The 15,238-nt window shown below is 72.8% G+C and carries 14 protein-coding genes and 1 riboswitch; of the genes, 5 read left to right on the plus strand and 9 right to left on the minus strand.

The window, feature by feature from the left end:
- Positions 1-89: 89 nt before the first annotated feature.
- The 3 genes from DVA86_RS01445 (at position 90) to DVA86_RS01455 (ending at position 4,395) form a co-directional block, all read left to right on the plus strand.
- Entirely contained in the window at positions 90-614 is a 525-nt protein-coding gene (locus DVA86_RS01445; protein WP_208875078.1) for a GNAT family N-acetyltransferase, read from the plus strand.
- Between the two features lie 66 nt (positions 615-680).
- A riboswitch (cobalamin riboswitch) is annotated at positions 681-831 on the plus strand.
- 124 nt (positions 832-955) lie between these two features.
- On the plus strand, positions 956-3,346 hold the full coding sequence (locus DVA86_RS01450) for a ribonucleoside-diphosphate reductase subunit alpha (protein ID WP_208875080.1): 2,391 nt from the start codon (positions 956-958) through the stop codon (positions 3,344-3,346).
- The gene (locus DVA86_RS01455) at positions 3,337-4,395 is read left to right on the plus strand and encodes a ribonucleotide-diphosphate reductase subunit beta (RefSeq protein WP_208875082.1); all 1,059 of its coding nucleotides are present in this window, start codon (positions 3,337-3,339) and stop codon (positions 4,393-4,395) included. The genes DVA86_RS01450 and DVA86_RS01455 overlap by 10 nt, the downstream gene beginning before the upstream one ends.
- A gap of 88 nt (positions 4,396-4,483) precedes the next feature.
- On the opposite strand, the gene DVA86_RS01460 is transcribed toward DVA86_RS01455, so the two are convergent.
- The 9 genes from DVA86_RS01460 to DVA86_RS01500 all read right to left on the minus strand — a co-directional run bounded on the left by DVA86_RS01460 (position 4,484) and on the right by DVA86_RS01500 (position 13,033).
- Positions 4,484-5,053, minus strand: coding sequence for a hypothetical protein (locus DVA86_RS01460; protein WP_245996220.1), 570 nt, complete (start codon positions 5,051-5,053; stop codon positions 4,484-4,486).
- Positions 5,054-5,208: 155 nt separating this feature from the next.
- Positions 5,209-5,841, minus strand: a complete 633-nt coding sequence (gene def / locus DVA86_RS01465; protein WP_208875083.1) for a peptide deformylase — start codon at positions 5,839-5,841, stop codon at positions 5,209-5,211.
- Positions 5,842-5,932: 91 nt separating this feature from the next.
- Entirely contained in the window at positions 5,933-6,934 is a 1,002-nt protein-coding gene (locus tag DVA86_RS01470) for a tetratricopeptide repeat protein (protein ID WP_208875085.1), read from the minus strand.
- 162 nt (positions 6,935-7,096) lie between these two features.
- A complete protein-coding gene (locus DVA86_RS01475) occupies positions 7,097-8,389 on the minus strand; it encodes an HD-GYP domain-containing protein (RefSeq protein ID WP_245996226.1) in 1,293 nt (430 codons plus the stop codon).
- On the minus strand, positions 8,386-9,831 hold the full coding sequence (locus tag DVA86_RS01480; RefSeq protein ID WP_208875086.1) for an HD-GYP domain-containing protein: 1,446 nt from the start codon (positions 9,829-9,831) through the stop codon (positions 8,386-8,388). The genes DVA86_RS01475 and DVA86_RS01480 overlap by 4 nt, the downstream gene beginning before the upstream one ends.
- A 181-nt stretch (positions 9,832-10,012) precedes the next feature.
- On the minus strand, positions 10,013-10,336 hold the full coding sequence (gene rsrA / locus DVA86_RS01485; protein ID WP_208875087.1) for a mycothiol system anti-sigma-R factor: 324 nt from the start codon (positions 10,334-10,336) through the stop codon (positions 10,013-10,015).
- Positions 10,333-11,070 carry a sigma-70 family RNA polymerase sigma factor gene (locus DVA86_RS01490; RefSeq protein ID WP_425470738.1) on the minus strand — a complete coding sequence of 246 codons (738 nt, stop codon included), beginning with the start codon at positions 11,068-11,070 and terminating at the stop codon, positions 10,333-10,335. Before DVA86_RS01490 ends, rsrA begins: the two co-directional genes overlap by 4 nt.
- Positions 11,071-11,373: 303 nt before the next feature.
- Complete coding sequence (locus DVA86_RS01495; protein WP_208875089.1) at positions 11,374-12,081, minus strand: alpha/beta hydrolase family protein; 708 nt, start codon at positions 12,079-12,081, stop codon at positions 11,374-11,376.
- A 124-nt stretch (positions 12,082-12,205) separates the two neighbouring features.
- A complete protein-coding gene (locus DVA86_RS01500) occupies positions 12,206-13,033 on the minus strand; it encodes an SOS response-associated peptidase (protein ID WP_208875090.1) in 828 nt (275 codons plus the stop codon).
- Positions 13,034-13,120: 87 nt separating this feature from the next.
- Between DVA86_RS01500 and DVA86_RS01505 the strand changes: the two genes are divergently transcribed.
- Together DVA86_RS01505 and aroA are read left to right on the plus strand one after the other, a co-directional pair.
- A complete protein-coding gene (locus DVA86_RS01505; protein WP_208875091.1) occupies positions 13,121-13,834 on the plus strand; it encodes a M50 family metallopeptidase in 714 nt (237 codons plus the stop codon).
- A 39-nt stretch (positions 13,835-13,873) separates the two neighbouring features.
- Positions 13,874-15,229, plus strand: a complete 1,356-nt coding sequence (gene aroA / locus DVA86_RS01510) for a 3-phosphoshikimate 1-carboxyvinyltransferase (RefSeq protein ID WP_208875092.1) — start codon at positions 13,874-13,876, stop codon at positions 15,227-15,229.
- Positions 15,230-15,238 lie beyond the last annotated feature (9 nt).

The following is a 15,238-nucleotide window of genomic DNA, read 5'->3' on the forward strand; positions in this document are numbered from 1 at the left end:
GAGAACGGTACCGGCGCCTCCGGCCGGAGGCGTCGGCTCCGCACCCCACTGACGGCCCGCTGTCAGTGGGGTGCTGCATGCTTGGCTCCATGGACATCACGATCAGGCCGGCCCGGGTCGACGAGCTCGACGAGGTCGGAGAGCTGACCGCGCAGGCGTATCTCGGGGACGGTCTGCTCGCGTTCGGCGAGGCGGACGGATATCTGGCCGAGCTGCGTGACGCCCGCCGCCGCGCGGAGCACTCGGAGGTGCTGGTGGCCGCCGAGCGCGCGGGGCCGGGCGTGCGGCCGCTGGTGCTGGGCGCGGTGGCGTTCGTGGGGGACGGCGGGCAGTACGCGGACATAGCCGGGCCCGGCGAGGGCGAGTTCCGGATGCTGGCCGTACGGCCGGAGGGGCGCGGCCGCGGAGCAGGCGAGGCCCTGGTGCGCGAGTGCCTCGCGCGGGCGCGGGCGCTCGGGCTGCACCGGGTCGTCCTGTCCAGCCAGCCGCAGATGGCCGCGGCGCACCGGCTGTACGAGCGGCTGGGCTTCCGCCGGACCCCGGAGCGCGACTGGCAGCCGATACCGGACCTCACCCTGTGGACGTTCACCGTGGACCTGCCGCCGTCGGGCTGAGCACGGCGCTGGGCCGCCAAAAGACTCAACACGGCGTCCGGCACAACATATTGGGGTGCTCGCATGGAGCGCCACCACATGTATGGTGGGGCCTGCTGTCGCCGCAGGGGAATCCGGTGCGAATCCGGAGCTGACCCGCAACGGTGTGGCACGGGCTGACGCGGCACCGCGTACGGCCCTGCCGAGCCCGAGCACCTGCCGACGGCGTCGTACACGTCCCGGGCTTCGTGGATTTGGGCCGGTGGACGCGAGCGGAGCCGTGCCGTGCTGCCCGGCTGCCGCGTCGCGCCCGCGCGCACCGCTTCCCCGTGGCTCCGGCCGAGCGAGGGAGAGCACGTCCTGTGACCACCGCACCAGCCGCCGCAGCCGCCACTGCGCCGAGCGCACCACCCGCCGCCCGTACGGACCCCGGCGCTGCGGCGCTGACCCGGCTCCTCACCGGCCTCGCCGCCGACCTCCCCGCCACCGACCCGCACCGGGTCGCCGCCGCCGCGCTGCGGGGCCGCCACCCGGGCTCCGACGACGCGGAGCTGCGCTCCCTCGCGACGGAGGCCGCCGCCGGCCTGATCGGCGAGGAGCCGGCGTACTCACGGCTCGCCGCCCGGCTCCTCACCCTCGCCGTACGGGAGGAGGCGGCCGGCCAGGGCGCGCACTCGTTCTCGGCCTCGGTCGCGACCGGGCACCGCGAGGGGCTGATCGCGGACGGCACCGCGGCGTTCGTCCGTACGCACGCGGCGCGGCTGGACGCGCTCGTCGCGGCGGCCCAGGCGGACGGCGCGGACGACCGCCTCGGGTACTTCGGGCTGCGCACCGTCCACACCCGCTATCTGCTCCGGCACCCCGTCACCCGCCGCGTCATCGAGACCCCGCAGCACTTCCTGCTCCGTGTGGCCTGCGGACTCGCCGCGGACGACGGCGAGGAGGCGCTCACCGAGGTCGCCGAGTTGTACCGGCTCACCAGCACCCTCGCCTATCTGCCCTCCTCCCCCACCCTCTTCAACTCCGGCACCCGGCACCCGCAGATGTCGTCCTGCTATCTGCTGGACTCCCCGCTGGACGACCTCGACTCCGTCTACGAGCGCTACGGCCAGGTCGCCCGGCTCTCGAAGCACGCGGGCGGCATCGGCCTGTCGTACTCCCGTATCCGCGGGCGGGGTTCGCTGATCCGCGGCACCAACGGGCTCTCGAACGGGATCGTCCCGTTCCTGCGCACCCTCGACTCCTCCGTCGCCGCCGTGCACCAGGGCGGCAGGCGCAAGGGCGCGGCCTGCGTCTATCTGGAGACGTGGCACGCGGACCTGGAGGAGTTCCTCGAGCTGCGCGACAGCACCGGCGAGGAGGCACGCCGTACGCACCACCTCAACCTTGCCCACTGGATCCCCGACGAGTTCATGCGCCGGGTCGAGGCGGACGCCGGCTGGTCGCTGTTCTCGCCCTCGGACACACCGGAGCTGACGGACCTGTGGGGCGACGCCTTCGACGCCGCCTACCGCCGTGCGGAGGCCGCGGGCCTGGCCGTACGGACCGTGCCCGCGCGTGAGTTGTACTCGCGGATGATGCGCACGCTCGCGCAGACCGGCAACGGCTGGATGACCTTCAAGGACACCTCCAACCGCACCGCCAACCAGACGGCGGAGCCCGGCCACGTCGTGCACTCCTCGAACCTCTGCACCGAGATCCTGGAGGTGACGGACGACGGCGAGACGGCCGTCTGCAACCTCGGTTCCGTCAACCTCGCAGCCCATCTGCACGACGACGGCACGCTGGACTGGGAGCGGCTGGACGCCACCGTCCGCACCGCCGTGACCTTCCTCGACCGCGTCGTCGACGTCAACTACTACCCGACCCCCCAGGCCGCGGCCTCCAACTCCCGCTGGCGCCCGGTCGGTCTGGGCCTGATGGGCCTGCAGGACGTCTTCTTCCGGCTGCGGCTCCCGTTCGACTCGCCGGAGGCGCGGGAGCTGTCCACCCGTGTCTCCGAACGGATCATGCTCGCCGCGTACGAGGCGTCCGCCGCGCTCGCCGAGCGGCACGGCCCGCTGCCCGCCTGGGAGTCGACCCGTACGGCACGCGGCGTGCTGCACCCCGACCACTACCCCGACGCCGTACCGGCCTGGCCCGAGCGCTGGTCGGCGCTGCGCGAGCGCGTCGCCCGCACCGGCCTGCGCAACGCCCTGCTGCTCGCCATCGCGCCGACGGCGACAATCGCCTCGATCGCGGGCGTGTACGAGTGCATCGAGCCGCAGGTGTCGAACCTCTTCAAGCGGGAGACCCTGAGCGGCGAGTTCCTCCAGGTGAACGCCTATCTGGTGGCGGAGCTGAAGCGGCTCGGGCGCTGGGACGAGCGGACCCGGGACGCGCTGCGCGAGAGCAGCGGCTCGGTGCAGGAGCTGGACGGCATCCCGGACGACGTACGCGCGCTGTACCGCACCGCGTGGGAGATCCCGCAGCGCGCGCTGATCGACATGGCGGCGGCGCGCACGCCGTATCTGGACCAGAGCCAGTCGCTGAACCTGTTCCTGAGCTCGCCGACCATCGGGAAGCTCAGCTCGATGTACGCGTACGCATGGCGGAGCGGCATCAAGACCACGTACTACCTGCGCTCGCGCCCGGCGACCCGGATCGCGCGGGCGGCGGGCGGCACGGCCGCGAACCCGACCACAGCCGCGCCCCAAGACGACGCGGCCGCCTGCTCCCTGGAGAACCCCGAGTCCTGCGAGGCATGCCAGTGACGACCACAGCACACCCGGAACCGGCCCGTCCCAAGAACCTCCTCGACCCGGGCTTCGAGCTGACCCTGCGCCCGATGCGGTATCCGGAGTTCTACGACCGCTACCGCGACGCCATCAAGAACACCTGGACCGTGGAGGAGGTCGACCTCCACTCCGACGTCGCCGATCTCGCCCGGCTCTCACCGGGCGAGCAGCACATGATCAGCCGTCTCGTGGCCTTCTTCGCCACCGGTGACTCGATCGTGGCGAACAACGTGGTGCTGTCGCTGTACAAGCACATCAACTCCCCCGAGGCGCGGCTGTATCTGTCCCGGCAGCTGTTCGAGGAGGCCGTGCACGTCCAGTTCTATCTGACGCTGCTGGACACGTATCTGCCCGATCCGGACGAGCGTGCCGAGGCGTTCGCGGCGGTGGAGAACATCCCGTCCATCCGCGAGAAGGCGCAGTTCTGCTTCCGCTGGATGGCCGCGCTGGAGGAGGGCGAGGGGGTGGCGAGGAGCGGCCGCCTGGAGTCACGTGCCGACCGGCGGCGCTTCCTGCTGAACCTGATCTGCTTCGCCGCGTGCATCGAAGGGCTGTTCTTCTACGGCGCGTTCGCGTACGTCTACTGGTTCCGCTCCCGCGGCCTGCTGCACGGCCTGGCCACCGGCACCAACTGGGTGTTCCGCGACGAGTCGATGCACATGTCGTTCGCCTTCGACGTGGTGGACACGGTCCGCGCCGAGGAGCCGGAGCTGTTCGACGACGCCCTGGAGGCGGAGGTCGCGGCGATGCTCGACGAGGCGGTGGAGGCGGAGCTGCAGTTCGCGCGCGACCTGTGCGGGGAGGGCCTGCCGGGCATGAACACCGGGTCGATGCGCGACTATCTGCGGGCGGTCGCGGACCAGCGCCTCGTACGGCTGGGCTTCGCGGCCCGTTACGGCGCGCGGAACCCGTTCTCCTTCATGGAGCTGCAGAACGTCCAGGAGCTGACCAACTTCTTCGAGCGGCGCGCCTCCGCGTACCAGGTCGCCGTCGAGGGATCGGTCTCCTTCGACGACGACTTCTGAGCGGCGGGCGACGGCGCGGCCGGTCTCCGTACACGCGACGTACGGGGACCGGCCGCGGACGCCCACGGCCGGCCGTGCGAGGGGGGACTCAGCAGCCGCCGCAGTTGTGGTAGGTCACGTCCCAGTGGTTGCCCTCCCGGTAGTAGATGTTCCCGGAGCCGGACTTCCACTTGGAGCCGCCGATGGAGGTGAACGTGCCCTGAATGTAGTTGTCGAGGCAGCTCGACAGGCTGAAGTCGACCTTGTAGCCGTTCCAGTGGCTGTACGTGCCGTCCGCGTGCCCGGTCTCGGTGCCGCCGGTGAGGTTGATCGCGCAGCCGCTGGCGCTCTTGAGCGTGATCACGCCGTCCACCGTCGCCGAGTTGATCTGGTCGAACGAGGTGCAGGTGGAGTTGTTGCGGTCCGAGCAGTTGCCGCTGGACGACCAGGTGAGGCCGGCCGCGCTGAACTTGTCGGTCGCCTGCCCGTGGCTGAGCTTGGCCAGCGGCTGCGCCTCGGTCGCCTCGGCGGGCGCGCCGCCGGGCGCGGCCACGGCGGTGGCGGTGACGCCTCCGGCCACGAGCGCCACCGCGGCGCCAGCGGCGGCGAGGACGCGCGTCACACGGCGCCGTCTCGGCCGCGGGTCACGCCGGTCGCCCGGAACGTTGCTGGGGAGCATGCTGCCTCCGTTGGTGTGGGGGAACACCGAGATTGGCGTGCCCAGGCCAACGCGTCAACATCACCGCGAAACTGCCAATGGCCGGGCCATTGAACGCCGTTGACCAGCGTGCCCCGGATCCCGGCACCCGGCCGCCGGCGGTCACCCGTCAGTCGTCAGTCGTTCGGCACCGTCTCGTACCGCGGCGTCCCCTCCGCCATCTGCTGGAGGGCGTCCTTGCGCTCACGCTTCGAGAGCCGGTCGATGTACAGGTACCCGTACAGGTGGTCCGTCTCGTGCTGGAGGCAGCGCGCGAAGTACCCGCTGCCGCGCACCGCGATCGGCTTGCCCTCGGCGTCCTGCCCGCGCACCACGGCGTAGTCGGGGCGGGCGAGCGGCGCGTACGCGGTAGGAACGGACAGGCAGCCCTCGTTGGAGTCGTCCAGCACCCGCCGGTCGGCGGGGAGTTCGTCCAGCACCGGGTTGCACACGACGCCCACGTGCCGTACGCCGTCGTCGTCCGGGCAGTCGTACACGAACACCTTCAGGTCGACGCCGATCTGGTTGGCGGCCAGCCCGACCCCCTCGGCGGCGCGCTGGCTCGCGAACATGTCGTCGATCAGCCGGGCCAGCCCGTCGTCGAACTCGGTGACGTCCTTGCACTCCCTGTGCAGGACCGGGTTGCCGACGACCGTGACCGGGTGCGCGGTGCCGCGCGCGACGTGCGCCGCCTCACGCTCCGCACAGTCCTCCGTGTCGACCACGAACTCGTCGGCGGTCTCCGACCGGGTCTCCTGCTGCTGCGACATGCCGTCGTACGCCTTCCTCACGCCCGGTCGCGCCGGGGACCACACTGGCTGTTACGCCCTACACAGTTTCGCCCTACAGGGTACGGCGCGGTCAGCAGACCTCTTCCAGATCCCGCCACTCCCGGCTGTCCGGGCTGTCCGCGACCCAGCCGTCCAGCAGCCCGCGTACGAGCCCGGCCGGCGCCGCCAGCCCGCACTCGCGCTCCGGCACCCACAGATCGCCGGGCCCGCCGGAGGTCATGTGGCCGAGCGGCCCGGGGTGGCCGGGCGAGCTGTGGTCGTGCGGGTCGAGATGGAGCGAGCCGTCGCCCTCGTCGCTGGGCATCCGGCTCTCCGAGCAGGAGCGGCACAGCAGCCGCACCGACGAGGACCAGTCCTCGGCGGCGAACCCCGCCTCGGCCGCGAGCCGCTCCAGCGCGTCGCGGTCCGACTCCGTGGCGGCGTCCAGCAGCACCACCCAGGTGGGCACGGGCGAGGGCGCCCACAGTTCGATCTCGTCGAAGACGGGGTACGACGGGCCGGCGGAGGTCGTGCGCTCGCCGTGCGGCACCCCGTCGTGCAGCACCACCTCGCCCCAGCGGCGGCCGGACGAGGGCAGCGGGATGCTCTGGATCTCCAGCCGTGCCGGATCGATCCTCCGCCCCCAGACGACCTCGGCCTCGCCCTCCGGCGAGAGCCGTACGGCGGCGCTGCCCAGCTGCATCCCGGTCGGTTCCCCGGCCGCGGCCGAGCCGTGCGCCTCGCCCGGCACCCGCAGCCCGTACGCCTGCCAGGCGCGCCGCGCGAGGGGCCAGTCCTGGAGCGCGGTGGCGGCGATGCCGACGTTCCACCAGTCGGGCGCCCCGGCGTCGCGGTCCAGCAGCGCGACGGCGCGCAGCCCGGCGGCGCGCGCCTGCTCCCAGTCGTGCCGGAACTTGTGCAGCAGCGCGAGGTTGAACCACGACTCGGAGAGCCACGGCTCCAGATCCGCGGCACGCGTCAGCAGGGCGCCGGCGTCCTCGTAACGCCCGTCGCCTATAAGCGTGAACGCGCGGTCCGTCGCCTGCCGCCAGGAGGCGGAGGGCCGGTGCCGCACCTTGCCGAAGATCCTCACTATGTGCCGCCTGATTCCCGCCTGCCGGTTGTCATCCGCGCCCTGTCCGGTGCGTCCGTACGGGGTCTGTGTGCGCTTGTCCTGTGCGCTGCCTCCGCGCTTTCCGGTTCCCCTCTTCGCATCCAACCATGCCCACTCGGGTGCCCGCTCACTACCCGTATGTCAGGGCACCTTGCCCTCGGACACGACCCGGGCGAGCGCTTCCACCACGCGCGGGTCGTAGTCCCGCGCGCACCCCAGCCGCAGTCGCTCCAGCGCGTGCAGCGGACCCGCTATTCCGTCCCGCCCGTCCGGCGGTTCGGTCTCTCCGGAGGTGTCCGCGGTGCCGTGCCCGGATCGGGCCACCAGGTCCTCGTACGCGTTGACGGCGCGCACGATGCGGGCGGTGAGGGGTTGCTCACGGTACGGATCGGCCTGCCGCTCGACGACGACGGCGACCTCGGTGGGCACGCCCGTCTGCCGTACGACCGCGCCGCCCAGCAGCGCGATCCGGCGCCGCTGCGCGGGGTCCAGCGGCTCGGTGGCGCCGGCGGCCACCGGGTCGACCAGGGACAGCTGGCCGATGTCGTGCATGAGGGCGGCGTACTCCAGAACGGTGAGTTCGGGTTCGCCCAGGCCCAGCTCGCGTGCCACGGCGCGGCTGAGCGCGGCGACGCGGCGCGCGTGCCCGTGCGGGGTGTAGCCGGCGACCTCGGTCGCCCGTGCGAGTGACACGATGGTCTGCCGGTACGTGGTCCGCACCGCCGCGTAGCGCCGGAACGAGAACTGCGTGAGCAGCAGCGGCACACAGAAGACCGGCAGCGCCCACAGCCCCGCCACGGCGACGGCGAGCGCGATGACGGCGCCGGTCGCGACGATCGCCGGGATGATGCCGACGGTGGCGCGCAACTGGTCGCGCAGCAGCGGCGCGTAAGGCCAGCCCGTACGCCCCGCGGCGAGGACGGCGGCGAGCACCGCGTCGCACAGGGCGGTGAGCAGCACGACGGCGAGCAGCCACAGCGCGTAGTACGGGCCGGTGCCGACCCAGCGCTCCAACGTGCCGGTGCTGTACAGCGGTTGGAAGCAGACGGCGGCGAATCCGGCGGCGAGCACCCTGCGTACGGCGTGGTCGAGCACGAACGCGCGGCCCGCCGCCCGTTCTGCGGCGAGGTGCGGCGCCAGCCCCAGCAGGGTCGCGGTCACGACGACGGCGACGACCTGGAGCGCGCCGTGGCTGGTCGCGCGCCCGCCCGCCTCGCCGAGCAGCGCGTAGCCGAGCGCGCCGGCGGTGCCGAGCGGCCCGACGGAGTGGTCCGTGCCGGGCAGCCGCACCCGTACGAGCTCGCCGACGGTGATGACCATCCCGAACGCGAGGGCGATGCCGGGCTGTTGGAGGCCGCGCGCCAGGGTGCCGGCGATCGCCGCACCGCCGAGCGCGACCGCGGCGGCGTGCACCGCCGCCACCCGGCGGCTCACGCCGGCGGCCCCGCGGTCTCGGCACGGTGCGCGGGCCCGGACGGGTACGCGGTCTCGGACCAGGGCGCGGTCTCGGCGCGCGTACCGGGCAGTCCGACGACGAGGTCCGGGAAGTCCTCCGGCGGACCGCCGGGTTCCGCGCCGCCGGCATCGGCCGTCACGGCGGGCGACCAGCCATCCCGTGCCAGCGCGCGGGCGAGCGCCGCGACCATACGGGGGTCGAACTGCGTGCCCGCGCAGTCCTCGAGCTCCGCGACGGCGCGGGACACGGGCAGCGCCTTGCGGTACGAGCGGGTCGAGGTCATCGCGTCGAACGCGTCCGCCACCGCGACGACCCGCGCGAACTCGGGGATCTGGCCGCCGGACAGCCCGTACGGATAGCCGCGGCCGTCCAGCCGCTCGTGGTGGTGCAGGATCGCGCAGCGCACGTCGCCGAGGAAGCGGATGCCGCGCACCATCTCGTGCCCGTACTCGGGGTGCAGCTCGATGACGCGTCTCTCCTGCGGCGTGAGCGGGCCGTCCTTGCGCAGCAGCCGGGTGGGCACGCCGAGCTTGCCGACGTCGTGCAGGATGCCGGCGAACCGGAGCGCCTCCGTACGCTCCTCGTCCATGCCGAGCTCGCGGGCGATCAGGACGGAGGCGCGGCCGACGCGTTCGCTGTGGCCGCGGGTGTAGCGGTCCTTGATGTCGACGGCCTGTACGAGGGCGCGGATGGTGGCCTGGTGCGCGGCGCGCTCGCGGTGGTACTGCGCGAAGACCCAGGCGGAGATGTACATGGGCAGCAGCACGAACAGCGCGGCGACCGGCCCGTACGGGCTGCGCCACAGCACCGCCATCATCAGGCCGGCCAGCCCGTGGACGACGTACGGCGCCGCGTTGCGCAGCGGCTGGCCGCGGAAGGCGGCGCGCGGGGAGCAGCGTTCGGCGAGGACCAGGACGGCGCCGTCGAGGACGCTGACGACGGCGCAGAAGGTCAACGCGGTGGCGCACGCCGGGAACAGCGCGCCGGGGAAGTCGGCTGCGGCGAGCTCCGCCGCGTCCGCCCCCGCCATGCGCTCCCGTACGTGCGCGGCGGCGTACGCGGCCAGCCCGAGCTGTGCGGCGTGCCAGACGCGCCGCGCGGCCGCGTGGTGCGGCTCGACGCGGCCGCACAGGGCCCCGCCGAGCGGGGCGAGCGCCGCGGCCTCGGGCGGGAGCAGGAACGCGGCGGTGAGCAGCACGGGGAACAGCGGGCCTATGCGCTGCGGCACCCGGTGGCTCATCAGGGGGCAGCGCGGCATCCATTCGCACAGCGCGTACAGCGCGGCGAGCGGGACCAGCGCGGCCCAGTCCGTGCCGGCGGGGCGTATGACGGCGGGTAAAGCGCAGCCGGCGGCGGCCACCGCCGCGCACACGATGAGGACGCGCGCGCCCCACGGCAGCCCGGCACCCCGTATCCGCATCGCGACTCCTCCCCGCTTGCCACAGGTTGGGGAGGATAGGCCGCCGTAAGGGGTCCGCGCGGGCTCATACCCGCATTGGTCCTTACGAGCGGCATCGAGCGCACTCGATCGAGTGAATCGCCCTACGGAAGCTACCGTTCACGGCTCAACTGCCGTATTGGGAGGGGCTGTTGCCACGCCGTCAGGCGAGGTGCTTGCGCGGACCGGTGGCCGGCGCGTCCTCCTCCGCGGGCTCTTCCGGCGTGACGCCGCCCGCACGGATCATGTCGATCCGGCCCATGACCTTGGACCGCAGGTCCGACGGCACGTCGTCGTGCCCGCAGCACCGCTTCACGAGCTTCTTGACCTCCTGCTCCAGGCCGTACTTCTCGAAGCACGGGGAGCATTCGTCGAAGTGCTCCTTGAACTTCTCGCAGTCCCTGTCGGGCATCTCCTTGTCGAGGTACTCATAGAGATGGTCCAGGACCTCGGAGCAGTCCATTTCATGCGGCTCTCCGCAACTCATGAGCCCGAGCCTTTCCGGTCGTGCGACGACTCTTCCCCGAACCCCGGCTGCGCCGAGGAGACGCCGTACTCCGGCTGCGCCGGAGCCGACCCGGTCGGCGCGGGTGCGGCGCCCGCCGGGACCAGCCCGCGGTCCCGGGCGTAGTCCTCCAGCATGCCGCGCAGCTGCCGCCGTCCGCGGTGCAGACGGGACATCACCGTGCCGATGGGTGTCCCCATGATGTCCGCGATCTCCTTGTAGGCAAACCCCTCGACATCGGCGAGATAGACAGCGATCCGGAATTCCTCCGGAATCGCCTGGAGAGCTTCCTTCACGTCGGAGTCCGGCAGGTGGTCCAGCGCCTGCGCCTCGGCCGAGCGCAGTCCGGTGGACATGTGCGACTCGGCGCGCGCCAGCTGCCAGTCCTCGATCTCCTCGGCGGCGCTGCGCTGCGGCTCACGCTGCTTCTTGCGGTAGGAGTTGATGAAGGTGTTGGTCAGGATGCGGTAGAGCCACGCCTTGAGGTTGGTGCCCTCGCGGAACTGATGGAAGGACGCGTACGCCTTCGCGTACGTCTCCTGTACGAGGTCCTCCGCATCGGCCGGGTTCCGCGTCATGCGGAGCGCGGCGGAGTACATCTGGTCCAGGAACATGAGGGCGTCCCGCTCGAAGCGCGCGCTGCGCTCCGCGGCGGTCTCGTGCGGCGTGTTCGGCGTGCTTTCCGTGCCGTCGTCGGTCCCGGTGACCGGACCCACCTCCTCCGATGATGTGCCGGGTCCGAAAGAGGACCCGCTCGAATCGGAGAATAGACGACGATCCACTCCCCCCGCCGCCGGAATCTTCGGGGTACCGGCCAGCGCGAGCGTGGCCCAGTCCAGGTCAGCGGCCTGGGGACGCTGCGGGCAAGCGACAGAACCCATGGGGGCGGCTTCCTCTCGTCGAGACGTGCTGCTTGGTTATCGCGTCAACAACCACATCCCCGTACGCATTCCCGCCTCGCCAAACCGGTTGAAACCGATCGCCGCCGGTCAGAGCAGGCGAGAACCGGCCAGGAACGGTCACTCCGGGCCGGCGGCCGGAAGCGGCGGCGGCAGCGCGCGCAGCCAGGCCAGCACCGACTCGGTGAGCACGGCCAGCGCCTCCTCCTGCGTGACCTCCGCCTGCTTCAGCACCGCGAAGCCGTGGTCGCCGCCGGGCACCTCGGTGATCTCCGTGCCCTCCGGGAACTCGCCGGGCGTCCCGAAGGGATCGCGCCCGCCCTGGACGACGAGGGTCGGCAGGCCCGTACCGGCCAGCTCCGCCGCCCGCGACCTCTCCGGCTTCCCCGGCGGATGCAGCGGGAACGACAGCGCGAGCACCGCGCGCGCCCCCAGCTCCGCGCCCGTACGGCAGGCCACGCGCGCCCCGGCGCTCCGCCCGCCCGCGACGACCGGCAGCCCGCGTGCGGCGAGGGCGGGCCAGAGCGCGGTCCACGCGGTGTCCAGGGTGCGCGGCGCCGGAGCGACCTTCTTCCCCGCGACCCGCCAGGGCTGCTCCACCAGGGCGACGGTCGCGCCCTGCGCGGGCAGCGCGGCGGCCAGCGCCCGCAGGTCGCGTGCCTCGATGCCGCCGCCCGCGCCGTGGCCCAGCGCCACCACCAGCCGCGCGTCGGGCGCCTCGTACCAGCTGATACGGGCGTCGCCGGACGGTGTGGCGACCGTCTCGGTGGCGGGCTCGGGCGGACGGGCGTACGGCTCGCCCTCCGCCTCGGTCTTCCGCTTGCTCATGCGTCCAGCGTGCCCCATCCGGCGCGCCCGCCCCGTACAGCACTGCCGTACGGCGCGCCCGCCGCGGAACGCGGCCCGGAACAACGGCCCGGACAACGGCTCCGGCCCGCGGCTCCGGACCGGCTCAGAACAGCGTCTCCTCCTCCGGCGCCGCCAGCTCCTTCAGCAGCTCCGGCCCGTTGTTCCGTACGTTGCTGACGTCCGTCGACACCGGATACGCCCGCAGCAGCCCCGGCGGGGGCGGCGCGAGCAGCTCGCGCAGCTCGTCCGGGTCCGTACGGGCCGGGTCCAGCCAGGCGTCCCAGCGGTCCTGCGTCATCATCAGCGGCATCCGTGGGTGGATGTCCGCGAGCGACTGCGGGCCCGGCGCGTCCGACTCCCCGGTCGCGTTCGCCAGCAGCGTCGTCTCCGCCTCCGTCGTGATCACGGTGCAGGTCGTCCACCACGCCTGCGGGTGGTCGTCGGCGAGCGTGCGGTCGCGCCAGAACTCGTACAGCCCGGCCATGGCGAACACGCTGCCGTCCGTCGGCGTCACGAAGTACGGCTGCTTGCGCGGGCGCTTCTTCTTCCCCTCCTGCTCGAGGTCCAGCTCGGACTTCGCGGTCACCCACTCGTAATAGCCGTCGGCCGGGAGCAGGCAGCGGCGGGCGGCGAAGGGGCGGCGGTACGCGGACTTCTCGTGCACCGTCTCCGCCCGCGCGTTGATCATCTTGACGCCCATGTCCGGCGACTTCGCCCAGCCGGGCACCAGGCCCCACTTCAGGGTCCGCAGCTGGCGCACGGGCCGCGGCTCGTCCGCGCCCTTCACGGGGCGGTCCAGCACGGCGTGGACCTGCTTCGTGGGGGCGACGTTCCAGTCCGCCTCCACGGTCTCCGTGGGCTGCCACTTCTCCACCTCGAACAGCCCGACCAGATCCTCGGGCTTCCTGCTGGCTGCATAGCGTCCGCACATAAGTGCCAGACTGCCACGGCACGGCGGAGCGCCGCCGCCCGTTGCAAGGGGAGAAAAAGGCGAGATTAGGGGAGGACGCAGCGACACATGGAAAACGCGAGCATCACCGATCTCTGGGACCGGGTCTTCGGCTCCCAGCCCGACCCGGACCAGTGGCTGGTCATCGCCACCGGACTCGTCGCCCTCGCCGTCGTCACGCCCCACAACGTGTGGCGCCTCGCACGGAACGCCGTGACGATCGCGCACGAGGGCGGCCACGGCCTGGTCGCGCTGCTCACCGGTCGCCGCCTGGACGGGATACGCCTGCACTCGGACACCTCCGGGCTGACCGTGTCCCGCGGCAAGCCGCACGGCATCGGCATGGTGCTGACGGCCGCCGCCGGGTACACCGCCCCCTCGCTCCTCGGCCTCGGCGGCGCCTGGCTGCTGGCCGCCAACCACATCACCGCGCTCCTGTGGGGCGCGACCGCGCTGCTGCTGGCGATGCTCGTGATGATCCGCAACGCGTACGGGGTCCTGACCGTCGTGCTCACCTGCGGCGCGTTCCTGCTGGTGTCCTGGCTGACGGACGCGCAGGTGCAGGCGGCGTTCGCGTACGGCGCGGTGTGGTTCCTGCTGCTGGGGGGCGTACGCCCGGTGTTCGAGCTGCAGGGGAAGCGCCGCCGGGGCGGCGCCCCCGACTCGGACGCGGACCAGCTGGCCAGGCTGACGCACGTGCCGCCGGCGATGTGGCTGGTGCTGTTCCACGCCGTCTCGCTGTGCTCCCTGTTCGGCGGAGGACGCTGGCTGCTCGGCCTGTGAGCAGGATTTGTCCGGGTCGGTAGCCACTAAAGTGAAGCCATGACCGAACCCACCGGACATGCAGTCACGGACACCGAGCTCTGGCCCGCGCCCCTCGCCCCCGGCCCTGTCGACGCGACCGTCGCCGTGCCCGGTTCCAAGTCGGTCACCAACCGCGGTCTGGTGCTCGCCGCGCTCGCCTCCGAACCCGGCTGGCTGCGCCGCCCGCTGCGGTCCCGCGACACCCTGCTGATGGCCGGCGCGCTGCGCGCGATGGGCGTGCAGATCGAGGAGACCGTGCCGTCGAGCTCGTCGCTCGGCGGGCCGGACGAGCCCGGCGAGGTGTGGCGCGTCATCCCCGCGGGCCTGCACGGCCCCGTCACCGTCGAGGTCGGCAACGCCGGCACGGTGATGCGTTTCCTGCCGCCCGTCGCGGCCCTCGCCGACGGACCGGTCCGCTTCGACGGCGACCCCCGCTCGTACGAGCGCCCGCTGCACGGCGTCATCGACGGGCTGCGGGCGCTGGGCGCGCGCATCGACGACGAGGGGCGCGGCGCGCTGCCGATGACCGTGCACGGCTCCGGTTCGCTGGAGGGCGGGGCGGTGGAGATCGACGCGTCGTCGTCCAGCCAGTTCGTCAGCGCGCTGCTGCTCTCCGGGCCGCGCTTCAACCAGGGCCTGGAGCTGCGGCACAAGGGCGGCAAGCTGCCGTCCACCCCGCACATCCGGATGACGATCGACATGCTGCGCGCCGCGGGCGCCCAGGTCGACGCCCCCGAGGACGGCGGCGTGCCGGACGTGTGGCGGGTCACCTCGAAGGCGCTGCTCGGCCGCGACCTGGTCGTCGAGCCGGACCTGTCCAACGCGCAGCCGTTCCTCGCCGCCGCCCTGGTCACCGGCGGCCGGGTCACCATCCCGGACTGGCCGGAGCACACCACCCAGCCCGGTGACGCGCTGCGCGGCATCTTCTCGGAGATGGGCGGGAGTTGCGTGCTGGACGAGCGCGGGCTGACGTTCACCGGCTCCGGGCGCATCCGGGGCATCGACGCCGACCTGAGCGAGGTGGGCGAGCTGACGCCCGGCATCGCGGCCGTGGCCGCGCTCGCCGAGTCCGAGTCGGTGCTGCGCGGCGTCGCCCATCTGCGGCTGCACGAGACGGACCGGCTGGCCGCGCTCAGCAAGGAGATCAACGGCCTGGGCGGCGACGTCACCGAGACCGACGACGGGCTGCGCATCCGCCCGCGCCCGCTGCACGGCGGGGTGTTCCACACGTACGACGACCACCGGCTCGCCACCGCGGGCGCCCTGCTGGGCCTCGTGGTGCCGGACGTACGGGTCGAGAACATCACGACCACCGGCAAGACCCTGCCCGACTTCCCCGACATGTGGCACGGGCTGCTCGGAGCGAGAGCCTAGAGGGCCGGC

Origin of the sequence: Streptomyces armeniacus, from assembly GCF_003355155.1 — a bacterium.
Classification (GTDB): Bacteria; Actinomycetota; Actinomycetes; order Streptomycetales; family Streptomycetaceae; genus Streptomyces; species Streptomyces armeniacus.

Coding starts and splice junctions, on each gene's coding strand:
- DVA86_RS01455 (WP_208875082.1), top strand. CDS start 3,337: ATGCCAGTGACGACCACAGCACACCCGGAACCGGCCCGTCCCAAGAAC.
- DVA86_RS01495 (WP_208875089.1), bottom strand. CDS start 12,081: ATGAGCAAGCGGAAGACCGAGGCGGAGGGCGAGCCGTACGCCCGTCCG.
- rsrA (WP_208875087.1), bottom strand. CDS start 10,336: ATGAGTTGCGGAGAGCCGCATGAAATGGACTGCTCCGAGGTCCTGGAC.
- DVA86_RS01460 (WP_245996220.1), bottom strand. CDS start 5,053: ATGCTCCCCAGCAACGTTCCGGGCGACCGGCGTGACCCGCGGCCGAGA.
- DVA86_RS01480 (WP_208875086.1), bottom strand. CDS start 9,831: ATGCGGATACGGGGTGCCGGGCTGCCGTGGGGCGCGCGCGTCCTCATC.
- def (WP_208875083.1), bottom strand. CDS start 5,841: ATGTCGCAGCAGCAGGAGACCCGGTCGGAGACCGCCGACGAGTTCGTG.
- DVA86_RS01445 (WP_208875078.1), top strand. CDS start 90: ATGGACATCACGATCAGGCCGGCCCGGGTCGACGAGCTCGACGAGGTC.
- DVA86_RS01500 (WP_208875090.1), bottom strand. CDS start 13,033: ATGTGCGGACGCTATGCAGCCAGCAGGAAGCCCGAGGATCTGGTCGGG.
- aroA (WP_208875092.1), top strand. CDS start 13,874: ATGACCGAACCCACCGGACATGCAGTCACGGACACCGAGCTCTGGCCC.
- DVA86_RS01505 (WP_208875091.1), top strand. CDS start 13,121: ATGGAAAACGCGAGCATCACCGATCTCTGGGACCGGGTCTTCGGCTCC.